Genomic DNA, 21,937 nt, shown 5'->3' on the forward strand with positions numbered 1-21,937 from the left:
GTTCAGCCCCTCGTCCGGAACAACGCGCCCAGCGAACGCACCAGCCGGGTCGCGCCGGTCAGCCGCAGGCCCTCCCACACCGTCACCTGGTTCGCGGTCAGCACCGGCTTGCCGAGCTTCTCCTCGATGGCGGTGATCTCGCCCAACGTGCGCATCGCGGTGTCGGGCACCAGCACCGCGTCGGCGTCCGGGTGGTCGTGGCTCACCGCGAGGTCCACCACGGCCTCGGGGGCGAGCTTGCCCACTTCGGCGGCGGTGTCGATGTCGGCGCTCGACATCGAGAGCACCTCCACGCCGCCGGCGGCGAGGAAGTCCACGAACAGCCGCGCCACGTCGTCGGGATAGCTCGCGGCCACCGCGACCCGCTGCACGCCGAGGGCTTTCGCCGCGTGCACGAAGGCGAACGAGGTGCTGGAAGCGGGTACCTCGGCCGCCTCGGCGAGCCGGTCAGCCTGGTTCCGCGCGCCGTCCCAGCCGTACACGAAGCTGCCGGACGTGCACGCCCACACCACGGCGTCCGGCTGGTGCTTCGCGAGCAGACCGGCGCCTTCGGCGAGCCGGGCCTCGCTGCCGAGGTCGAGCAGCTCCGGCACGGCGTGCAGGTCGGTGCCGTAGATGTGCGCCACCGGAAGCCGGATGCCGCCCTCGGGCGCGTCCGCGCCGCCGAGAAGCTGTTCCGCGAGCGGATAGTCGTCCTCGGCCGCGTGGTCGGGGTAGATGAAGCCGATCGTGGTCACGAAACCTCCGAGATGCGCAGATTGTCGACAATGCTAGCGGGACCGCTCACGACACCTCCCGCAGCCACTGGCCAGGGCCGACCACCGGCAGCCGCATCCGGCGCAGGCAGGCCCACATGGTCAGCTGGTTCGCGGTCAGCACCGGTTTGCCCAGTGCCTTCTCCAGCGGCTCGATCAGGTCGAACGTGGGGAGGTTGGTGCAGCTGACGAAGATCGCTTCGGCGTCGCGGTGGTCCGCGGCCAGGATCCGCTCGGCGATGGTGCGGTAGCTGACCTTCCAGATGCCGCCGCCCAGGCCGAGGTGGTCGCTGGACACGGTGGCCACGTCGAGTTCGGCGAGGAAGTCGTGGAGCTTGCCGGTGAGGTCGGCGTCGTAAGGGGTGAGCACCGAGACCCGGTGCAGGTCGAGCTGGTGCAGCACCTCGGCGAGGGCACCGGAGGTGGTGACCGCGTCCGGTGCGCCCGCGTCGCAGATGGCTTTGGTGAGCGAGCGTTCGTAGTCGATGCCGTTGACGAAGCTGCCGGACGTGCACAGGTAGGCGACCACCTCCGGTTCCACGTGCAGCACGTCGCGGGTGGCCGCGGCGAGGTGCCGGCTGTCGCTCACCAATTGGGCCATCTCCATGCTGACCGGAACCGGTTCGTAGGGGGTGCGGGCCAGGTGCAGGGACACCTCCATGGGCACCCAGCGCCACAGTTCGCGCTCCAGCGCGAGGTCGAACGGCGCGATCACACCGATGCCGCGCTGGGCCAGCGGCCCGTCGAACGCGAGAAAGTCCAGATCCAAGGCTCAGCCTCCGGAATACGCCTGTGCAGATGACACGTCCGGTGCTCCGGGGGTCTTCCTCGGATTGTTGACAATCATACGAGCCACTTTTACCGTGTCAATCGTGATCGCCCCGGAAAACCCCGTGCTGGCTGTGCTCTGCGGGGATCAACCCCCACCTGACATGGCCGCTATCGAAAAAACGGCGGCAGTTCGTTACACGGACGCGCGCGGGCTGGCGGGAGCACTGGCCGGGGCCGACGCGCTTTTCGTCTACGACTTCCTGTCCACTGCCGTCCCGGCGGCGTGGTCCGCGGCGGATCGGCTGCAGTGGTTGCACATCGCTAGCGCCGGCGTCGACCCGGTGCTCTTTCCGGGGCTGGTCGAGAGCGACGTCGCGCTCACGAACTCGCGCGGAGTCTTCGACGACGCCATCGCGGAGTACGTGCTGGGCGTCGTGCTCGCGTTCGCCAAGGACTTCGCGCGGTCGCTCGACCTGCAGCGCGCCGGCACGTGGCAGCACCGCGAGACCGAACGGATCGCCGGCCGGGAAGTGCTCGTCGTGGGCACCGGGCCGATCGGGCGAGCCATCGCGCGCATGCTGCGCGCGACCGGGATGCGCGTCTCCGGGGCCGGGCGGCGGGCGCGCGTGGGCGATCCGGATTTCGGCGTGGTGCACACCTCGGCCGAGCTGACCCGGCACCTGCCCGGCTACGACTACGTCATCGCGGTGGCACCGCTCACCGAGCAGACCAAAGGGATGTTCGACTCGGCCGCGTTCGCCGCGATGAAGCCGACCGCTCGGTTCGTCAACGTGGGGCGCGGCGAACTGGTGGTCACCTCCGATCTCGTGGCCGCGCTCGAGTCCGGCGAGATCGCCGGGGCCGCGCTTGACGTGTTCGAGACCGAGCCGCTGCCCGCGGAGTCTCCACTGTGGACGATGTCGGGCGTCCTGCTGTCGCCGCACATGTCCGGTGATTTCGTCGGCTGGCGGGCGACCCTGGTCGAGGTGTTCGCGGCGAATTTCCGGCGCTGGGTGGCCGGTGAACCGCTGTGGAACGTCGTGGACAAACGGCTCGGTTACGTGCCGTCCGAATCGCGCGGAGGCGCTGGATGAGTGACCGGGAACTGACTGCCAGCGAGCTCGTCGCCGCTTACTCGACCGGGGAAATCTCGCCGGTCGAAGCGACGCGGAGCGCGCTGGCGAACATCGAGGAACGCGACGGCGAGATCAACGCCTACTGCCTGGTCGACGCTGATCGCGCGCTGGAGCAGGCGAAAGCGGCGGAGAGCCGCTGGCGCGACGGCAACCCGATCGGCTGGCTCGACGGCGTTCCCTCGTCCATCAAGGACATCTTCCTGACCCAGGGCTGGCCGACGCTGCGCGGTTCCACGAGCATCCCGGTCGACCAGCCGTGGGACGTCGACAGCCCGGTGATGGCGCGGATGCGCGAGGCGGGCCTGGTCGTGCTCGGCAAGACGACCACGCCGGAGATCGCCTGGAAAGGCGTCACGGACAGCGCGCTCACCGGCATCACTCGCAACCCGGTGAACCCGCGGATGACGGCTGGCGGGTCCAGCGGCGGCAGCGCGGCCGCGGTCGCGGCGGCGATGGGCGAGCTGTCGGTGGGCACCGACGGCGGCGGCTCGGTGCGGATTCCCGCGTCGTTCTGCGGAATTGTCGGCATGAAGCCGACCCATGGACGGATCCCGCTGTTCCCGGCGAGTCCGTTCGGCCCGCTCTCGCACGCCGGGCCGATGGCCCGCAGTGTCGACGACACCGCGCTGCTGCTCGACGTCCTGGCCGCCCCCGACCCCCGCGATCCGTCCGCTCTCGCACCGCCGGTCAGCGTCTACCGCGAGGCAGTGCGGCGGGACGTGCGCGGGCTGATCGCCGCGTACTCGCCGACGCTCGGTTACGTCGACGTTGACCCGGAGGTCGCGGCGATCGTCGCGTCCGCGGTGCAGTCGCTCGCGGATGCCGGACTGCAGGTAGAGCAAGCCGACCCCGGCTTCGCGGATCCGCGCGAAGCCTTCGACGTGCTGTGGTCCACCGGCGCGGCGAAGTCGCTCGACGCGTTTCCGCCGGGCAGCGAGACCCGCGTCGACGCTGGCCTGCGCCGCGTATGGGAAAAAGGCCACACCTACTCCGCGGGCGACTACCTCGACGCGACCGCCGAACGCGCCGCGCTCGGCATCCGGATGGGCGAGTTCCACACCCGCTACGACGTGCTGCTCACGCCGACCGTCCCGATCCCGCCGTTCGAGGCTGGCCACGACGTTCCGCCGGGCAGCGGGATGCGCGAATGGCCGGACTGGACGCCGTTCACCTACCCGTTCAACATGACGCAGCAGCCGGCCATCAGCGTCCCGGCCGGGCGCACCGAGTCCGGCCTCCCGGTCGGCCTGCAGATCGTCGGGCCGCGGCATTCGGACGATCTGGTGCTGGCGGTCGCGAAGCTGCTGGAGGAGGTCCGGCCCTGGTCCGCGCCCTAACCCCGGTGGTGGCAGGCTGTCGGGCATGACCGAGTTCACCGCGCCCATCGACGACCGCTGGTTCGAGGACTACCCGGAAGGGTCGGTGTACGAGTTCGGCGACACCACGGTCACCGAAGCCGAGATCATCGAGTTCGCGACGAAGTACGACCCGCAGAGCTTCCACGTCGACCCGGCAGCGGCGAAAGACGGTCCGTTCGGCGGGCTGATCGCGAGCGGATGGCACACGTCGAGCCTGATGATGCGGATGTTCGCCGACCACTATCTTTCCGCGGTCGCGAGCCTCGGCAGCCCCGGCGTGGACGAGCTGCGCTGGCCGCGCCCGGTCCGGCCGGGGGATCGGCTGCGGGTGCGGGCGACCGTCACCGAGGCGCGGCTGTCGAAGTCGAAGCCGGACCGCGGACTGGTGCGCACCCGGATGGAGATGTTCAACGGCGACGGAGAACTGGTGTTCGCCGCCAGCGCGGTCAACTTCCTGTCAGTGCGGCCGTCGGCTGGTTCGTGAGCTGACGGATCTCGCGGCAGCACAGCGCGAGCCCGGTCGAAACGAGGATGAGCACCCCGCAGGAGAGCAGTACTGTCTCGCGCCCGAGGTGCTGCACGAGGGGGCCTGCCGCGATCTGCCCGACCGCCACCGCGGCGAGCGACCCGAGCATGTCGTGGGAGTACCCGCGGGCGAGCCGGTCTGCCGGGACGTGCTCCTGCAGTGAACGTCCCAGAAGACGCTCGGCGAGGACGTCGCCGAAGAGCTGCTGCCGACGGCAAGCGCGCGAAAACTGCGATGCCGCAACGGCTCCCGGAGGCTCACGTCGCGAGTTTCCCGTGGCCGTCAACTGGATATCGGGGTGTTCAGCCCGGCCGGGCAGCCTGGCAAACCACGCCCGAAGGCCGGAACGCTCCGGCCGGCCGGCTCTGCTCTACCGAGCGCCGGTGGCCCCCTCCAGCTCAGCGAGCGCCGTGTCCAGGTGCGTCAGAATCCGCTGCAGGTGCGGCACACTCCGCCGACATCCGGTGACGCCGAAGTCCAGGTTGTCCCCGTTGCTGGTCAGGGTGATGTTCAGCGCTTGCCCGTCCAGCAGCACCGACGCCGGGTAAATACCGTCGAGCGCCGCGCCGTTCCAGTACATCTGCTTGCGCGGTCCGGGAACGTTCGAGATGACCAGGTTGAACGGCGGCCGCGTATTGCCCACCACACCGGGGATCGGCGACGCGCCCAACTGGGCCACGTTGATGCCCGACAGCAGCAGCGTCTGCAGCGGCGACAGCTGTGAGAACAATTTCTTGCCGTTCGACATCGACTCGGAGATCGCGGCCAGCCGCGCCGCCGGGTCCGTCAAGTCAGTGGCGAGGTTGCACAGCAGAGCACCGATGTTGTTGCCGGTCGCGTCGCCGGCGTCGCGGCGGCGCAGGGACACCGGGACCATCGCGACCAGGGGCGCGTCCGGCAGCGCGCTTTGCTCGATCAGGTAGTCGCGCAGCGCGCCGGCGCACATCGCGAGCACCACGTCGTTGCGGGTCACGCTCGCGGCGGTGGCGACCGCGCGCACCCGGTCGAGGGGCCAGGACTGCGCGGCGAACCGGCGTGCTCCGCCGATCGGGACATTCAACATCGTCCGCGGGGCTTGCATCGGCAGCGTCAGCCGGTGCTCGCGGAACGCCTCGCGGGCGACCTTCGCCGCCGCCGGGGCGATACCCGCGACCTGTTCGAACGTCTTGCCGACCAGGTTGAGCGGGGACACCGGCGCGCGGTCGTTCCGGCTCGCGCCGGACTTGCCGCGCGAGCCCCACGGCGGCGGGCATTCCAGGTCGGCCGGGTCCTCGGACAGGGTGCCTTGCAGATGGCGCAACGCGGAAACACCGTCCATCAGCGCGTGGTGGATCTTCGAGTACACCGCGAACCGGCCGTCGCGCAGTCCCTCGATCAAATGGGTTTCCCACAGCGGGCGGTGCCGGTCGAGCAGCGTGCTGTGCCAGCGCGACGTCAGTTCGAGCAGTTCCCGGATCCGGCCCGGCTGCGGCAGCGCCGAATGCCGGAAGTGGTAGTCGAGTTCGAGATCCTGGTCCTTGGACCAGCGCAGGTGGCCGACGGTGTTCACCGGGCGGCTCGGGCGCAGCCGGAAGACGCTGCGCATGTTGTCCGAATCGAGCAGGCTGCGGCGCAGGTCGCGCAGGTAGTCCTCGCCCGCGCCGTCGGGTTTGCGGAACAGCTGGAGCCCGCCGACGTGCATCGGGTGCTCGCGGGTCTCGACCATCAGGAACATCGAGTCGGTCACTGGCATCAACGGCATTCGGCCACCCCTTTCCGCGCCTCGCGGGCCTCGTTGTCCGCGGCCCCCCGGAGTGTACGCAGGAAAACCAGGAGGCTCCGGTCTCTACGCTGGGATCATGAGCGACCGATTCGTCGAGGTGACCACTCCGGAGCAGTTGCGCGAACTGCTGCCGCCACCGCTCAAGCGGGTGGCCGACAAGAGCCGGCCGGCGCTGCACCCGCTGGACCGCGACTGGCTCGCCGCGTCCCCGATGGTGCTGATCGCGACGTCGGCGGCCGACGGCACCTGCGACGTCTCCCCGAAGGGCGATCCGGCCGGGTTCACGCACGTGCTCGACGACCGCCGGATCGTCATCCCGGAACGGCCGGGCAATCGGCGCGCCGACGGATTCCACAACATTCTTTCCAACCCGCACGTCGGCCTGATCTACCTGATTCCCGGGCGCGCCGACACGCTGCGGATCAACGGCCGTGCCCGGATCGTCCGGGACGCCCCGTTCTTCGATGAGCTGATCGTGCGCGGGCACCGGCCGGAGCTGGCTCTCGTAGTGGACATCGAAGAGGTTTTCCACCACTGTGCCAAGGCGTTTCTCCGGTCGAAGCTCTGGGACGACACCACCTGGGCCCCGGACGCGGTCGCCTCGCGCGCGCGGATCGCGAAGGCGCTGGAACGGCCGGACGACGAGCTCGCCGAGCTGGAGCGCTACTACGGTCCGGAATACGCCCAGCGTATGTACGGCTGAACCGCCCGGACGGGCGTTGACAATCCGTGTCCGGTGACGTGTCTGCGGCTGCTTACAGAAGGCGGATACCATCGCTGGCGTGGCAGGACGGACTGGAGCTCAGCAGCTGGGGGACGCGCTCACGGCTCTCGGGACCGAAGTGGTGTTCGGCCTGCCGGGGGTGCACAACCTGCCGCTGTGGGAGGCGTTGGCGGACACCGGGATTCGCCTCGTCAACGTCCGGCACGAACAGACCGCGGGGTACGCGGCCGACGGTTATGCGCGCCGGACGGGGAAACTCGGCGTCGCGCTGGTGACCACCGGCCCGGGCGCGGCGAACACGCTCGGCGCGGTCGGCGAGGCGACGGCGTCGGCGGCGCCGGTGCTGGTGATCGCCACCGACATCCCGTCCACACTGCGCCGCCCGGGGGTAGTCCGCGGTGTGCTGCACGAGACCTCCGACCAGCAGGCGATGTTCGCGCCAGTGACCAAGGCCGGGTTCACGGTGCATCGCGCGGACCAGATCGGCATCACCCTGCATCGTGCCGCCCGGCTGGCGCTGATGCCCCAGAGCGGCCCGGTCTATCTGGGCATTCCGACCGATTTCCTGCGCGAGACCACGCCGCCGCGCGAACCGCCCGCGCCGCTGTCGGAGCGGGTGCTCGACCTGCCTGACCTGCCCCGCGCGGCCAAGCTGCTGGAATCCGCCCGCAACCCGCTGATCTGGGCAGGCGGCGGCGCGTTGCGCTCGGACGCCGGCGAAGCCGTCGGGAAACTCGCCGAACGGATCGCCGCGCCGGTGATCACCACGTTCGGCGCGCGCGGCCTGCTGCCCCCGGATCATCCTTGCCTGGCCCCGAATCCGGTGCACGCGCCGGAGGTCGGCCAGCTGTGGGACGAGGCCGACGTGGTGCTCGCGATCGGCACCGACTTCGACGGGCTGATGACGCAGAACTGGCTGATGCCCGCACCGCCGAAGCTGATCGCGGTCAATGTCGACGCGGACGACGCGGCGAAGAACTACCGGCCGGACGTCACCCTGGTCGGCGATGCCCGCCGGGTCGTCGAATCGCTGCACCTGGAACCGCGGCCCGGGCTGGCCGAGCTGACCGCGCGGCTGGCCGGCATCGGGCGGCGGGTGCGCCAGCGGATCCGGAACGAGGAACCGCAGGCCGCCGACTTTCTGTCCACTTTGGAGGAAGTGCTGCCTGCGGACGCGACGATCGTCACGGACATGTGCGTGGCCGGGTACTGGATCGGCGGGTTCCATCGGGTCCGGGCACCCCGGCGGCTGGCCTATCCGATGGGGTGGGGGACGCTCGGGTACGGGTTCCCGGCCTCGCTCGGGGCCGGTGCCGCGGTGGAGGCGGCTGGCGGCGGGCGGGTCCTGTGCGTCACCGGAGACGGTGGTTTTCTTTACGGCATCGGGGATCTGGCTACGCTGGCGGAGGAACAGCTGCCGGTCACCGTGGTCGTGGTGGACGACGGCGGATACGGGATGTTGCGGTACGACCAGGACCAGGAAGGGCTGCCGCGGCGAGGGGTCGACTGGGACAGCCCGGATTTCGTCGGGCTGGCCCGGGCGTTCGGGATTCACGCGGACCGGGTTTCCGGGTTCGGCCGGGCGTTCCGGCGGTTGCTGAGCGAGTCGGTCGAGTCGGATGAGCCGAACGTGCTGGTGGTGCGGGCGAAGCTGCGGCCGCCGTTGAACACTTCGCCGCGGTGGTACCGGAAGCGTTGACGCGGCGCGGCGTGAGCCGGGCGGGGAGAGCCTTTCCGGCCGGCGCTTCCGCGGGCCTGGTCACATAGCCGTCTCGCTCCAGGGCTTGGAGCAGCACGTTCATCGACTGCCGGGTCACGAACGCGCCGCGTGCGAGCTCGGAGTTCGACCGGCCACTGCAGAGGTCGGTGAAGGGCTCCTCGAGGGAATCAGATTCCCTCGAGGAGCCCTTCAAGGACCTCCGCAGTTGCGTACCAGGCCCGTCGGTCAGGCGGAGTCAGCTGTGGTGCGCGTCGGCGTCCCAGCCGAGGAAGGCGTTCAGGGTCGCCGTTCGGTGTGACCTGGCGCAGTGTTCGATCCACTCTGGTCCGGACCTGCCTCGGATCAGGGCCAGCAGCTGGTCGTGCTCGGCGACCGAGGCGGCCGCGCGGGCGGGTACGAACGAGAACGTCGAGTCGCGGATCGTCGCGAGCTGGGCCCAGCCCTTCTTGACGACGTCGACGAGGCTGGGGTTGGGACAGCGCGAGTAGAGGATCTCGTGGAACTCCTGGTTGAGCCGGGTGAACTCGACGGGATCCAGCGCGTCCAGGCCGGCTCGCATCCGGTCGTTCAGGCCGGTCGCGGCGGCCAGGTCGTCGTCGGTGAGGTGCCGGGCGGCCAGTGCGGTGGCGGCGCTTTCCACGATCGCGAGCATCTGCATGGTGTGCTCGTAGCCGACCGGGTCGATCGCGGCGACCGTCGCGCCGACGTTCCGTTCGAAGTGCACCAGGCCTTCGGCCTGCAGCAGCCGGACCGCCTCGCGGACCGGGACGGTGCTCACCTCGAACTCCTTGGCCAGCGAGCCGAGGACCAGCCGGTGCCCGGCCTGGTACGCGCCGGTGGTGATCCGGGATCTCAGCACCTGGTAGGTGCGCTGGGACTTGCTGAGCCCGGCTTCCGTTCCCTGGGTCGTGGACATCGCTGGCCCCCTCCTCGCCGCCCGCTGCAGCGGGGTGTGCGGGTCACGGTAGCTGGTCCGAGTACCGCGCTGAATCATATACTATTTCCCCAGTTGACCGCCTGGTTGAGTGCGGCCGCGGCAGTCCGTTGACGGCGACTTCATCAGCTCGTGTCAACCAGTGCAGACACGTAATCCGGAGTCGGTGCTGGATTGAGTCTTGTCGAACTACCTGCTGATTATATACGATCTGCCGCGTTCGCTGAGAACACCGCAGAGCAGCTAAGGGAGTCGCAATGCCGCGATCGACCGGGAGCACCGGGGGCATCAGCAGAGAACACCGCAGGGTCGTGCTGGCCGCGATGGTCGGTACGACCATCGAGTGGTTCGACTTCTTCGTCTACGCCATCTGCGCCGGACTCGTCTTCGCGACGCAGTACTTCTCCGTGCTCGGCAAGGACGCGCTGATCCTGTCGTTCGCGACGGTCGGCATCAGCTTCTTCTTCCGCCCGATCGGCGCGATCATCGCCGGGCACCTCGGCGACCGGCTCGGCCGGCGCGCGATGCTGATCCTCACCCTGCTGCTGATGGGAATCTCGACGGTGCTGATCGGCCTGGTGCCGAACACCGCCTCGATCGGCGTCTGGGCCCCGGTCATCCTGGTGCTGCTGCGCATCGTGCAGGGGCTGTCGGCGGGCGGCGAATGGGGCGGCGCGGCGCTGCTCGCGGTCGAGCACGCGCCCGCCGGACGGCGCGGGCTGTACGGCGCGTTCCCGCAGATCGGCGTGCCGATCGGGCTGCTGCTCGCCAACGGCGTGCTCGCGCTGGTCACCGCGCTGACGACGCCGGAACAATTCCTGTCGTGGGGCTGGCGGATCCCGTTCCTGCTGAGCGTGGTGCTGATCGTCGCCGGGCTGCTGATCCGTTCGCGGGTCGCGGAGAGTCCGGTGTTCGAGGAAGTCCGAGAGACGAAGGCGCGTTCGAGCATCCCGCTGGTGCACCTGTTCCGGCATCACTGGAAGCTGGTGATCGCGGGCGCGCTGCTGTTCGCCGCCAACAACGCGGTCGGCTACATGACCACCGGCGGCTACGTGCAGTCGTACGCGACGAAGTCGCTGCACCTGGACCGGTCGACGGTGCTGATCGCGGTGATGGTCTCCGCGGTCGCCTGGCTGGTCAGCACGCTTGTCGGCGGCTGGCTCGCGGACCGGATCGGCCGGTTGCGGACCTACCAGGTCGGGTTCGTCCTTCAGTTGGTCTGGATGTTCCCGTTCTTCGCGCTGGTAGACACCGGCAGCGTCGGACTGCTCGTGCTCGCGCTGGTGCTGTTCTCGGCCGGGCTTGGGCTCACCTACGGTCCCCAGTCGGCGCTGTACGCGGAGATGTATCCGACGACCGTCCGCTACAGCGGTGCGGCCATCTCGTACGCGATCGGGGCCGTGCTCGGCGGGGCCTTCGCGCCGACCATCGCCGAAGCGCTGCAGACCAGCACCGGAACGGTCTACGCGGTTGGCGGCTATCTCGCGGTGATGACCGTGATCGGACTGGTGACCAGCTTCTTCGTGAAGGATCGCCCCGGTCGATCGCTCGCTGCCGCGCCTGCCGAGGCCAACGCAGTCGAAAACGTCTGAACGGCGGCCCGTCCCGGAGCGATGGGCTGCGGGCTCCGCGACGGCGCGCGTCGAGCGGTTCGCAGATCCCCGGCGGGGCGGGTAGAAAAGGGGCGGCGGCCGGCCTCCGCGCGGGAGCCGGCCGGATGAGCTGACCCCGAGGAGGAACAATGGCCGACCAGCAGCCGAATCCGCTGTGGCACCCGTTCGCGGACATGGGCGCGGTCGACGGGAACCGGTTCGTGGTGACCCGCGGAGAGGGGTCCTACGTCTGGGATGACGCCGGACGGCGCTACTTCGACGCGTCCGCGTCGCTCTGGTACTCGAACCTCGGCCACGGCCGACCGGAAATCACCCAGGCCGTCGCCGCGCAGCTGGAGAAGCTCGACGCGTACAACCTGTTCGGCGGCGTCGCGAACGAGCCGGCGCTCAAACTGGCGTCGCGGCTGTCCGAGCTCGCCCCGGTGCCGGGGTCGAAGGTGTTCCTCGGTTCCGGCGGCGGCGACGTGGTGGACACCGCGGTCAAGATCGCGCGCTCGTACTTCGTGCACACCGGACGGCCGGAGAAGACGCACGTGATCAGCCGGACCCAGGGCTATCACGGCACGCACGGTTTCGGCACCGCCGCGGCCGGCATTCCGGCGAACGCGGAGGGCTGGGGCCCGCTGGCGACCGGGTTTTCGCAGGTGCCTTACGACGACGCGGCCGCGCTGGAGGCGGAGATCCTTCGCGTCGGCGCGGACAAGGTGGCCGCGTTCTTCTGCGAACCGGTCATCGGTGCCGGCGGCGTGCTGCTGCCGCCGGACGGGTACATCGAAGCCGTGGCGGCGATCTGCCGCAAGCACGAGGTGTTGTTCGTCGCGGACTGCGTGATCTGCGCCTGGGGCCGGCTCGGCACCTGGTACGGCATCGATCGCTGGCCGGTGCAGCCGGACCTGGTGACCACCGCGAAGGGCGTCACGAGCGGGACGATTCCACTGGGCGTGCTGCTGGTCGCCCCGCACGTCGCGGAGCCGTTCTTCACCGGCAAGCCGGGCGCGCCGATCCTGCGGCACGGCGCGACCTACGCCGGGCACCCGGTCGCGTGCGCCGCCGCGAACGCGACGCTGGACATCTACGAACGCGACGACCTGATCCCGCGCGGCAAGGCACTGGAGAAGCCGCTGGCCGACGCGCTGTCCGGCGCGGCGGAGCACTCCGCGGTCGCGGAGGTACGGGCCGGGCTGGGGTTCTTGGCCGCCGTCGAACTCGCGCCGGAGGTGCTGGCCGCGGACCCGGGCGCGCCCGGCAAGCTGCACCGGCTCCTGCTGAACGAGGGCGTGATCGTGCGCTCGCTCGCGAAGGGTCTCGCGGTGTCGCCGCCGCTGGTCGCCGACGAGGCGGAACTGGACCTGCTGGCCGAGGCGGTGCCGCGGGCGCTGGACCGGCTGGTCGCCGGCTGATCCTGTCCACAAAGGACGAAAACGGGGCGATGCCGTCGCGGCACCGCCCCGTTTCCCGTTTCGCTACTTGCAGTTGAGCGTTCCGGTGCGGAGCGCGTGGTTGTCGTCATTGTCGTCGTCGGACCAGACGACCTGCTTCGACCCGTTCACGCAGTTCGGCGAGATCGCGAAGCCCTCGTTGTTGTAGTTCGACATCCCGGACGGCCGGTCGTACTCGGCGCTGACCGCGAATGTGCCGTTCGCGTTGATGTCGAGCGTGGTGGTGTGGCCCTTGCAGTTGTTGTCGCACTCGGCCCACAGGTGCCCGGTCGAGGCCTCGTACTCGAGGTCCATGATCGTCGAGAAGCCGCTGTCGATCGTGGCGACCCGGGTGTACTTCTTGCCGGACTGGTCGAGCGCATAGGCGTAGATCTTGCCGTTGGCTTCGAGCCCGGCGAAGTACAGGCCGGTGCCGTGGTTCGGGTATTTCGCCGGATCGTAGACGGCCTTGGTGCGCTCATCTCGGAATTTGCGCGCGGTCAGCGCGGAGTCCGGGACCCAGGCGATGGCTTCGAAGCCCTTGTTCGGGTCGACGCTCGGCAGGTCGGCGGTGAGGTCCCACTCCGCGGTCGCGTTGATCGACTTGCCGGACCCGGAGGTGTCGAAGCGCAGGATGCCCGGCTTGCTGGTGTCGCCGTTGTCGTTGTCGCGCTCGGTGGAGGCGAAAACGCCGTCCGGCGTGGAGACGACGCCCTCGGTGTCCGGGTCGCCGCTGCCGCCCGGGTAGTGCAGGGACTTGCCCTTGCCCCAGCCGTTCGCGGTGTCCGGACGCCACTTCGCGCCGTCCGGCACCAGCCGGTACAGCTTGCTCGGCCCGTTGTCGATCGCCCAGAGCACCTGGGGAGATTCGAAGGACAGGCCGCTGAGGTTCTTGCCGAAAACGCCGGAACCGTCCGCGACGGCGACCTTGGACCCGCCAGGCCACGCGGTGGACTTCGGCGCCGCGTGGGCCGCACCGGCCCCGAAGGCGAGCGCGACGACCGACAACGCGACAGTGACCCGGATTTTTCCACGCTGGTGCGCAAACAAGAGAAGCCGCTCCTTCTGTCCGTCCGGGTGCCGCTCGCGGCAGCGCCCAGGGTCTTCTGCTGACAGCGGCGATCCCGGTCGACGGGACTTTCAGCAGCGGGTGATCAACAGTTCAGCACACGGTGCGGCCAGGAGGCAACAAACGGAAGACGGTGCTGTTCCGGTGACTGGCACGGGGCGTTCACCGGGTTTTCGCTTGTGCGGACGGAAGTGCGGAGAGCTGAGGTGCCGGAGCGGCGGGGCTCGGCGGCCAGTCGATTCCTCGGCGGGTTGTCCGGCCTGGCGGCTTCTGCGGGATCGTTGAGCGGCAACGGACATCGCGGTCGTCGAGCGGTCCGGGGGCGGAATCGCGTTGAGGAAACTCGAATCGTCCGTTGTACTGCAACGGAGGCGAGCCGCCCAGCGTCCGCGGAAGCGGCACCGGGCGGCGATCCGACGCCTGCCCTGTCCATCGCGGAGTTGCCGAGCGCTGGGTCGCGGCCACTCGGCACATGGCTGCAGGCGCGGCGCGTCCCCGCCATGAGTGCCGCGCGGCAGCGTTCGCCACCGAGCCGCGATCCGCCATACCGGGGTCGCTGCGCCGCAGCGTTTTTCACCGAGCCGCGATCCGCCACACTGGCACGTTGACGACCGCCGACGGCATCCCCGGCGCGCCGCTGTCCCCGGGGACGACTGTGAACCGCCACTTGTCCACCCCGCCGCCCATGATTTCCGCGCAGCGGCGGGCGCCGTCCGCGTTGGCGAAGCGGACCTGCTGGCCGCTGGCGAGGTGGGTGATCTTGACCGCCACGATGCCTCCCGGGATGGGCTGAAACTGGAGTGCCGGCCCGCGGAGCTTCCCCCTCCGGGGCCGGCTCAACCAGTAGAACACGTGTTCGATTCCGGTGGCAACGCAGGTCCCCCTCCCGAGCGACCCGGGCGGCGCGGCAGAGTGGCCCGGGTTGCTCGGGTGCGGCGAAGATGGCTTCTCTGCAAGGGAAATCACCGGGGTCTCGGCACCGGGACAAGGAAGGGTTCGGTGCCCGCTTGCGGGGCGGGACGCGGTATCCGGTGCGGTTCGGGCGTCTTGCTCACTCCGGCCACAACGCCCGGACCGCGTCCGGGAACCCGGCCACTCCGGACGGGCCGAGCAGTGCCAGGTTGAACAGGAAGCCCGGCAGGATCGACAGGAGCACCTGGGCGAGGTCGCCGGCGGGGGCTCCGGTCCAGGACCCGGCTTGCTGGCGGTCGCGGACGAGCGCGGCGAGGTCGCCGGTCATGGTGCGGGCCGCCGCTTCCAGTTGCTCGGCCAGCGCGCGATCGCGCAGCGCTTCCGACCACACCACCACCGCGATCGTGGCCAGCTGGTTGTCGCGATGCTGATCGAGCACCGCTTCCAGCAGCTTCGCCAGGACCGCGCCGACTCGGCGCTCGTTCTCCGTCTCGGACAGCACGCTGCGCAGCACCCCGGCGACGCGGTCGAGATTCTGTGCGGCGACGCCGACGATCAAGTCCTCCTTCTTGGGGAAGTACCGGTAGACCGCGCCCGCGGACAGTCCGGCTTCGGCGAAGACGTCCTGCATCGACGTGCGGTGGAAGCCGTTGCGGACGAAGCATCGGCGCGCGGCCGCCAGTATCTCCGCTCGCCGGTCTTCCTTGTGCTGCTCGCTGACTTTCGGCATGCCGCTCCCTCCTTGACGTCCTGGCCGGCCGAGTCTAGCGTGGAAGAAAAGCGGATGTCCGTCCTCTTTTATTCCGGCAGAACGGAGGAGTCTGATGGCGATGGCCCCGGTGCCCGAGGTCGTGCTGACCCCGGTCGCGTCCTTCCCCGAGGGGTACTTCCTGGAAAACCTCGCGGTCCGCGCGGATGGCTCGGTGCTGGTCACCGCACTGCTGCAGAAGGAACTCTGGCTGGTGCCGGAGGAGCCGGCGGACCCGGTGCTCGTGCACCGGTTCGGGCATCCGGTCACCGGGATCGTCGAGGTCGAGCCGGACGTGTTCGTGCTCAGCCTGACCGAGGGCTACACCACGCACGAATCGCAGCTGGTGCGGCTCGACCTGAACGGATGGCGGCCAGCGGAGCCGGTGTCGCCGGAGGTCGTGTTCACCTTCGCCGACGAGCGGGTTCGCGCCCTGAACGGCAGCTGCCTGCTCGGCCCCGGGGTGCTCGCTGTCGCGGACTGCTTCGCCGGGCTGATCTGGCGAGTCGACCTCGACACCGCGACCGCGCGGGTTTGGCTGGAGCACGACACGATGGCGGACGACCCGGACAGCGGGGTCGCCCCGCCGCCGCAGCCCGGCGTCAACGGAGTCCGCTATTCCGCGCGCACCGGGTACCTGTACTACACGTCGACGGCGCAGCAGGTATTCATGCGGGTTCCGGTCGATCCGGACACGCTGGACCCGGCCGGTGCGGCGGAGTTCGTCGCCGCGATCGACAACGCCGACGACTTCTGCGTCGACGAGGAGGCCGGTTTCGCCTACGTGACCCGGCATCGGGCGAACACGCTGGACCGCGTGCCGCTGGTGCCGCGGCACGGGAGCGAAGTCCGCCACCTCGCCGGGGATCCGTTCGACGAGCGCCTGGCCGGGCCGTCGAGCGCCGCCTGGGGACGCGACGGCAGTCGGGTGCTCTACGTGACGACGGACGGCGGCACCACCGCGCCGCCGGACGGCATCGTCCGGAAAGCCGCGTTGCTGCGCGCCGAACTTCGCCCGGGTCCGTGAACCGGCCTACAGCTTCGCCAGCTTCCTGGCCCGCACCAGCAGTTCCTCCACCCGTGCCCGCAACCGATCGTCGTCCTTTCCCAACTGTGGCAACAGGTTCGCGTAGTCCGACGCGAGCTGGCGGTACCTGCGCACCGACGAACTGTTCTGGTCCGCGCGGGCGTACCGGCTGTCCAGGTCGATGATTTCCTGCGCCAGCACCGCGGCCGACGACGAAAGGGTGTCCAGTTCGTCGTCCGACTCGACGCGGTGGATGCGGCGCGCCTCGGTGGCCGCCGCGGCCCGGCGGGCGCCGAAGTAGAGGCCCACCGCGCCGGCGATCACGGCGGCCACAGCGGCGATCGCGATCAGGTATCGCGGCAGCGACGGGTTGATGGTGCGGGATCCGTCCGGAATGGCACTGGCGCGGACGAGCTGGTCGTAGTTGACGACGATCGTTTTGACCGCGTTGAGCGGATGCTTCGAGAATCCCGAGATGCCGTCGGTGATTTGGGACTCCGAAACGAGCGACTTGCCGAAGTTCTTGTCGTACGCGCCGGGAAACGTCGAGCAGGTGTAATGGTCGAAGTCGTCGGTCTTCGGGCTCAGCAGGATCGCGATCGTGTTCGGCGCGGCGTTCGACAGGGTGTGGCAGGCGTCGGAGAGATTCGTTCCCGGGGCCAGGAACCCGATGACGAGCCGCCGGTTGCCGATGACGCGTTCGGCGGCGGCCTGGTCGATCTGCTGGCCAGGCGCGGCATACACCGACGACGAGCGCAGCTGGCGCGCCAGCGGGCCGTCGAAGACGCCGGCCGACCAGGTCGCCCAGCCGGCGAGGACGAGGCAACCGAGGGTGACGAGCCCGAACCCGCTCTTGAAGAATCGCCGGACGCGGGTCATGCGAGGCTCCCCGGCAGGTAGGCGGCCGGGCGGTAGTCGTCGCGGCCGAGCAGCTTCGCCACACTGTCCAATTCGGACTGCGCGGAGTCGAGCGCTTCCCTGATGAACTTGGCTTCGAGGTCCTGGTCGATCGCTTCGCGCGCGGTCGTGAGGTCGGTGATGCCGCGCGCGAGAGCCGCGTCCGAGGGGCCGTCTGTCAACCCGGAGACTTCGACGGCGAGCGAGGTCAGTGCGGCCAGCCGGGCCGGGAGCCCGGCGCCGCCGGACGGGTGGTTCCGGTGCAGCGCCGGGCGAATCGAGAACACGAGGAACCCGACCGCGCACGCGGCGAAGATCCACGGCAGGGCGGGCAGCGTGACGTGCAGCGGGTCGAACGGCACGTACGGCAGGGGGTGGTCGAAGATTCCCGCGTACCGGATGTCGGTGACCTGGTTCAGGTAAGCGCCGACCAGCCCGATTTGCGGATAGCTGCGCGGGGCCAGGAAATCGCCGAACTGGCCGTAGAAGCTGGCGGTGGCGACGTCGGAGAACTCCGCCGCGGACGGGCCGTCGTACTCGATCCACCCGCCGTAGATCGCGACGATCGGCCGGCCGGGGAATTCCTTGGCCAGCGCGGGTCCGTAGTGCACCAGCGGCTGGCCGGCCGGTTGCGTCGGCAGCGCGACGTACAACGGTTTGCCAGGGAAGGCTTTGGTGGTTTCGGGCGGATTGGCGAGGGTCGCACCGGGCGCGAGATAGCGGCCGGTGGCGCGCAGGCTCGCGGTGGCGGTGGCCAGTTCGGCGACGGTCGGGTCGCGGCGCGGCAAGGGCGCGACGTCGGGCGGCGACGGCTGATGCCGCACCAGGGCGATCATCGTGAGCATTTCGTTCGTCACGTCGTCGGTGCCGAACTGGTGCTGCCAGCCAGGCGCGTCGCTGGGCGACGCGGTGCGTCCGGACGCGGACACTTGCAGGCCCACGACGCGTACCGAAGCGTTGGACACCTCGTTGACCCGGCTGCTGGCATCCTTGGTGAGTCCCGGCGGCGCGACGATGATCCGGATGTCCGCCTTCCCGATGGCCTTTCGCACCGCGGCCTCGTCCCAGGTGGCGATCGAACCCGTCAGCCGCACCACCGGCGACGCCTGGACCATCGTCTTCATCTCGTCCGTCGTCGGAACTGTCGCGCCGCTTGTCCCGGCAGTACCGTCCTGGACTGATTTGCTCGAAGCAGGTGACTCGGCATAGCTGACGTGCGTGTTCTGCTGTGCTTGCTGGGTAAGGAAGATGACCAGGGTCAGCACTGCGGCCGCGAGCAAACCCCAGCGTGCGTAATGCGGCCAGCGGCGGTCAGCCACGAGCGGCCTCCTGCCACAGCCTGTCCGCGCGGCGTGCCTGCTCGCGTACGGTCTGGGCAGCGCGCGGCCCGCCGGCTTCAGCGGCGAGGGCCGTGGCGCGGGCCAGCAGCTGTTCGGCTTCCAGATGCTCGCCGGGAGCCGCGTCCCGGCTGATCGAGGCGCGTTCGAGCGCGGCGTGCGCGGCGGCCCACGCGGTGCGCAGCTGCGCTTTCCGCTCCCGTTGTCGCGGCAACGCCACCACCGCGTACCCGGCCGCCATCAGGACAGCCGCCGCCAGCACCCAGATCCACCAGGTCATGTTGAGGCTCCTCGCTTCGCGAGGCATCATCTTGCGCGACCTCCGCGCGGCGCGTGCGGTAGTTGCCGGATCGTGTCCGGGAGTGTGTCCGGGGCCTCAGCGAAAACGGACCATCGCCACGCGCGGCCACCGGTCGAGCCCGCGCGCGATCTCCGTCTCACGGATCCGCCGCAGCTGCGGGCCTTGTTCCTCGACAGGCACCACCCGGAAACCGAGCCGGGCGTAGTACGGCGCGTTCCACGGCACGTCGACGAACGTGGTCAGTGTCAGCCCGGGCAGTCCGCGCTCGGCCGCCCACCCGTCGACCGTGTCGAGCAACGCCCGGCCGAGCCCTCGGCGCGCGTAGCCCGGCAGCACCGAAACTTGGTCCACATGGCCGAAACCGTCGACTTCTTCAGCGATCGCGTACGCCGCCGCCGTGCCCGCGACGTCCCAGACCCAGCAGCGGCCGTCGGCCTGGAACGGACTCAGTTCTTCGACGGCGGGCGCGCCGTCGTCGGCGATTTCGGGCATGCCGATGTCCCGGAACGGCGCTCCGGCGGCGCGCTCGAGGTCGGGCAGCGAGACGAGGTCGGCGGGCCGGGCGAGGCGGATCACCGGCCGGATTTTACCGTCACACCGAGTACTCGGAAATTGCTTTTCCGATCTGCTCCGCATAGGCCTGCAGCGACGTGATGGCCCGCTCGCGTTCGGCGGCGCCGATCCGGGTGGCCGGTCCGACGAGGCTCAGTACCGTCGGCCGCAGCCGATCCGCTTCCAACGGCACCGAGCACGCCCAGACGCCGTCGTCGATCTCGCCCCAGCTCTGCGCGTACCGGTTGGCCAGCGCCTGTTTGAGGGAGTCGCGCAGTTCGGCGCCGCGTTCGCTGGCGATCCGGGATGCCTGCTGTTCGCGTTCGCCGTCCGGCAGCAGGGCGAGCAGCATCTTCCCGGCCGCGCTGACGCCGAGCGGGATGGAATGCCCCGGCTGGAACGTGAACCGCATCGCGCGGTCGCATTCCACCCGGTCGGTGCATACCGCGAGCTCGCCAAAGTGCTGGAACAGCAAGATGGTCTCGCCGAGTTCGCGCGCGGCCTCCTCCATCGTCGGCCGCGCGAGCCGCGCCAGGTCGTTCGCGAGCCGGGCGGCGCGCGCGAGCGGCATGACGCGGCTGGTGACGTGGTAGCGCCCGGACCGCGACTCCTCAAGCAGCTGCAGTTCCTTCAACAGCTGCACGTACCGGTACGTGGTGGCGATCGGGCTGCCGATCACCTCGGCCAGCTCGGCCACGCTGGCTTCCCAGCGCTGCTCAGTGAACGACAGCAGCAGCTGCAGCACCTTGCGCGAGCTGTTGGCGCCTGCGGTACGACGCGGTCCGGAGTCCGGCATCCTGGGACCTCTTTGGAGCGATTACCGGTTTCAGAGACGAACGCGTCGGTAAATTACCACAGGTCACGGCTTTTCCGGTGCCGCGAGGAACGGGGTCAGCAGTCCGGGGACGGCGGTGTCGGCGAGCGCGAGACCGGCGCCCTCTTCGATGTCCAGCACGCGGTAGTGCCCGCGTCCGGCGGCGACCGGCGCGATGACGGTCACCAGCCCGGCCCGGCGCTGGAACAGCGACCGCTGCACGACTATCCCGGTCAGCCGGTCCCGGCGCACCGCGACCGTCGCCCGCGCCAGCGACCCGGAACGCGTGACCAGGTACTGGCCGGCGATCGCGTGGCCGAGCGTCCGGTACCGGTCGAAACCCACGACGACCGCGAACGGCAGCAGCACCAGCGCCCCCTGCCACGGCCATTCCGGCAGCACGCCCAGCCTGGCCAGCCCGAACAGCGCGGCCGACAGCGCCAGCACGCCGAGGACCGCGCGGCTGATCCGCCGGTTCAGCGCCTTGCGCGAATGCCGAACGAGGGGGACGTTCGCGAAGTCGAGGCCGAGCACTTCGCCGGCGATCTCGTTGGCCCGGGAAGCCGGCGCGGGCGGCAGCAGCAGGCTGCCGCCGCGGTCGGACCCTTTGCCCTCGCGCAGCCCGGCCGCCACCGCGGCGACCTTCGCCCCGCCGGCGATCCGCAGCGGCAACGGCTCCTTGACCTCTACGCCGCGCAGCCGGTCCTCCTCGATCGACACCGACCGCGTCGTGACGAGGCCGCGCCGGATGTGCAGCGTGCCGCCCGGTTCGCGGGTGAGCCGGAAGTTCCAGAACGACAGCACGTACCCGCCGACCGACAGCACCGACACGATCACCAGCAGCCCCGCCGCCGCCCACAGCACGGTGAGCCACGCCGGTTCCCGGAGCGCGCGGGCGGTGAGGTCGCGCAACGGCCCGAACCGGGTCGGATCGAAGTGCAATTCATGCGCGAAGTGATAGACCGTGCCCAGGATCGCCGCGACGACCGCGATGCCGGACAGCGTGAACGGCGCGTACCGCAGCCAGCGCTTGTCGACCTCGGCGACCACCGTCTCCGGCGGCGCGCCTGCCTCGGCTTCCGCTGGCTTCCGGTGCAGCAACAGGGTGCGCAGCCGCTGCGCCTCCGCCCGGGTGACCGCGTCCAGCACCAGCTGGTCCTTGCCCGGGCCTTTGTGGTGGTCGTGCCGCCCAGTGCCGATGCGCACCGCGGACAACGAGAACAACCGGTGTTTCGGCTCGGAAAGCACGTCCACGGTACGGATCCGGTCGCGGGGGACCGCCCGTTGCTTGCGCAGGAACAGTCCGGTGTGCCATTCGACCTGCGTCGCGGTGACGCGGTAGCGCGAGGTGAGGACGTGCGAAACACCGACTCCGACGGTCACCGCGGTCACCGCGACGCCGACCCACTGCCACGGGTTGCCGTCGTGCCCGAGCACCAGCGCGCCGATCAGCACCGGCAGTGATTTGACCAGGTCGAGCACCGGGCGGATGAGCAGCATCCGACGGTCCAGCCGGTGCCACGGCACCTCTTCGGCGTCCTCGGCGGCGACCGGCAGGGAAGG

General features: G+C 70.0%; 21 protein-coding genes. 8 read left to right on the top strand and 13 right to left on the bottom strand.

The genetic code is table 11. From position 1 onward, the window contains the following. Window positions 1-2: 2 nt before the first annotated feature. Window positions 3-737, bottom strand: coding sequence for a maleate cis-trans isomerase family protein (locus tag AMYBE_RS0140245; RefSeq protein ID WP_020665077.1), 735 nt, complete (start codon window positions 735-737; stop codon window positions 3-5). 46 nt (window positions 738-783) lie between these two features. Next, on the bottom strand, window positions 784-1,524 hold the full coding sequence (locus AMYBE_RS0140250; protein WP_020665078.1) for a maleate cis-trans isomerase family protein: 741 nt from the start codon (window positions 1,522-1,524) through the stop codon (window positions 784-786). A gap of 163 nt (window positions 1,525-1,687) precedes the next feature. On the opposite strand from AMYBE_RS0140250, the gene AMYBE_RS0140255 reads away from it, so the two are divergent. The 3 genes from AMYBE_RS0140255 to AMYBE_RS0140265 are packed head-to-tail and all read left to right on the top strand — an operon-like array spanning window position 1,688 to window position 4,504. Continuing rightward, complete coding sequence (locus AMYBE_RS0140255) at window positions 1,688-2,620, top strand: D-2-hydroxyacid dehydrogenase (RefSeq protein ID WP_020665079.1); 933 nt, start codon at window positions 1,688-1,690, stop codon at window positions 2,618-2,620. Continuing rightward, window positions 2,617-3,999, top strand: a complete 1,383-nt coding sequence (locus AMYBE_RS0140260; protein ID WP_020665080.1) for an amidase — start codon at window positions 2,617-2,619, stop codon at window positions 3,997-3,999. Before AMYBE_RS0140255 ends, AMYBE_RS0140260 begins: the two co-directional genes overlap by 4 nt. Before the next feature lie 25 nt (window positions 4,000-4,024). Beyond that, a complete protein-coding gene (locus tag AMYBE_RS0140265; RefSeq protein ID WP_020665081.1) occupies window positions 4,025-4,504 on the top strand; it encodes a MaoC family dehydratase in 480 nt (159 codons plus the stop codon). 412 nt (window positions 4,505-4,916) lie between these two features. On the opposite strand, the gene AMYBE_RS0140270 is transcribed toward AMYBE_RS0140265, so the two are convergent. Beyond that, window positions 4,917-6,287, bottom strand: a complete 1,371-nt coding sequence (locus AMYBE_RS0140270; RefSeq protein WP_020665082.1) for a WS/DGAT/MGAT family O-acyltransferase — start codon at window positions 6,285-6,287, stop codon at window positions 4,917-4,919. A 97-nt stretch (window positions 6,288-6,384) separates the two neighbouring features. On the opposite strand from AMYBE_RS0140270, the gene AMYBE_RS0140275 reads away from it, so the two are divergent. Further along, window positions 6,385-7,011 carry a pyridoxamine 5'-phosphate oxidase family protein gene (locus AMYBE_RS0140275; RefSeq protein ID WP_020665083.1) on the top strand — a complete coding sequence of 209 codons (627 nt, stop codon included), beginning with the start codon at window positions 6,385-6,387 and terminating at the stop codon, window positions 7,009-7,011. Between the two features lie 79 nt (window positions 7,012-7,090). After that, window positions 7,091-8,731, top strand: a complete 1,641-nt coding sequence (locus AMYBE_RS0140280; protein WP_020665084.1) for a thiamine pyrophosphate-binding protein — start codon at window positions 7,091-7,093, stop codon at window positions 8,729-8,731. Window positions 8,732-8,987: 256 nt separating this feature from the next. Here the strand turns inward: AMYBE_RS0140280 and AMYBE_RS0140285 are convergent, their stop codons facing one another. After that, complete coding sequence (locus tag AMYBE_RS0140285; RefSeq protein WP_020665085.1) at window positions 8,988-9,668, bottom strand: GntR family transcriptional regulator; 681 nt, start codon at window positions 9,666-9,668, stop codon at window positions 8,988-8,990. A 275-nt stretch (window positions 9,669-9,943) separates the two neighbouring features. Between AMYBE_RS0140285 and AMYBE_RS0140290 the strand changes: the two genes are divergently transcribed. Both AMYBE_RS0140290 and AMYBE_RS0140295 read left to right on the top strand, forming a co-directional pair. Next, window positions 9,944-11,278 (top strand): MFS transporter, encoded by a 1,335-nt coding sequence (locus tag AMYBE_RS0140290; RefSeq protein ID WP_020665086.1) that lies wholly within the window; start codon window positions 9,944-9,946, stop codon window positions 11,276-11,278. A 149-nt stretch (window positions 11,279-11,427) separates the two neighbouring features. Beyond that, window positions 11,428-12,699 (top strand): aminotransferase family protein, encoded by a 1,272-nt coding sequence (locus AMYBE_RS0140295; protein WP_020665087.1) that lies wholly within the window; start codon window positions 11,428-11,430, stop codon window positions 12,697-12,699. Between the two features lie 63 nt (window positions 12,700-12,762). Here AMYBE_RS0140295 and AMYBE_RS0140300 read toward each other — a convergent pair whose 3' ends face one another. From AMYBE_RS0140300 to AMYBE_RS0140310, 3 genes are all read right to left on the bottom strand, one after another. Next, a complete protein-coding gene (locus tag AMYBE_RS0140300; protein ID WP_020665088.1) occupies window positions 12,763-13,767 on the bottom strand; it encodes an esterase-like activity of phytase family protein in 1,005 nt (334 codons plus the stop codon). 592 nt (window positions 13,768-14,359) lie between these two features. Then, window positions 14,360-14,557, bottom strand: a complete 198-nt coding sequence (locus tag AMYBE_RS0140305; RefSeq protein ID WP_020665089.1) for a hypothetical protein — start codon at window positions 14,555-14,557, stop codon at window positions 14,360-14,362. Window positions 14,558-14,837: 280 nt separating this feature from the next. Then, a complete protein-coding gene (locus AMYBE_RS0140310) occupies window positions 14,838-15,428 on the bottom strand; it encodes a TetR/AcrR family transcriptional regulator (protein WP_020665090.1) in 591 nt (196 codons plus the stop codon). A 94-nt stretch (window positions 15,429-15,522) separates the two neighbouring features. Here AMYBE_RS0140310 and AMYBE_RS0140315 point away from each other — a divergent pair, with 94 nt between their 5' ends. Beyond that, window positions 15,523-16,473: an SMP-30/gluconolactonase/LRE family protein gene (locus AMYBE_RS0140315; RefSeq protein ID WP_020665091.1), complete on the top strand. Its 951-nt coding sequence runs from the start codon at window positions 15,523-15,525 to the stop codon at window positions 16,471-16,473. 6 nt (window positions 16,474-16,479) lie between these two features. Here AMYBE_RS0140315 and AMYBE_RS0140320 read toward each other — a convergent pair whose 3' ends face one another. The 6 genes from AMYBE_RS0140320 to AMYBE_RS0140345 form a co-directional block, all read right to left on the bottom strand. Continuing rightward, complete coding sequence (locus AMYBE_RS0140320) at window positions 16,480-17,352, bottom strand: hypothetical protein (protein WP_020665092.1); 873 nt, start codon at window positions 17,350-17,352, stop codon at window positions 16,480-16,482. Further along, window positions 17,349-18,689, bottom strand: coding sequence for a hypothetical protein (locus AMYBE_RS0140325; protein WP_020665093.1), 1,341 nt, complete (start codon window positions 18,687-18,689; stop codon window positions 17,349-17,351). Before AMYBE_RS0140325 ends, AMYBE_RS0140320 begins: the two co-directional genes overlap by 4 nt. Next, window positions 18,682-18,987: a DUF6403 family protein gene (locus AMYBE_RS0140330; RefSeq protein WP_020665094.1), complete on the bottom strand. Its 306-nt coding sequence runs from the start codon at window positions 18,985-18,987 to the stop codon at window positions 18,682-18,684. Before AMYBE_RS0140330 ends, AMYBE_RS0140325 begins: the two co-directional genes overlap by 8 nt. Before the next feature lie 96 nt (window positions 18,988-19,083). Next, entirely contained in the window at window positions 19,084-19,584 is a 501-nt protein-coding gene (locus AMYBE_RS0140335; RefSeq protein ID WP_020665095.1) for a GNAT family N-acetyltransferase, read from the bottom strand. Window positions 19,585-19,600: 16 nt separating this feature from the next. Then, window positions 19,601-20,356 (bottom strand): IclR family transcriptional regulator, encoded by a 756-nt coding sequence (locus tag AMYBE_RS0140340; RefSeq protein WP_020665096.1) that lies wholly within the window; start codon window positions 20,354-20,356, stop codon window positions 19,601-19,603. Window positions 20,357-20,419: 63 nt separating this feature from the next. Next, window positions 20,420-21,874, bottom strand: coding sequence for a PH domain-containing protein (locus tag AMYBE_RS0140345; RefSeq protein ID WP_211227089.1), 1,455 nt, complete (start codon window positions 21,872-21,874; stop codon window positions 20,420-20,422). Between the last annotated feature and the right edge of the window lie 63 nt (window positions 21,875-21,937).

The sequence above is a fragment of the Amycolatopsis benzoatilytica AK 16/65 genome (genome assembly GCF_000383915.1).
Classification (GTDB): domain Bacteria; phylum Actinomycetota; class Actinomycetes; order Mycobacteriales; family Pseudonocardiaceae; genus Amycolatopsis; species Amycolatopsis benzoatilytica.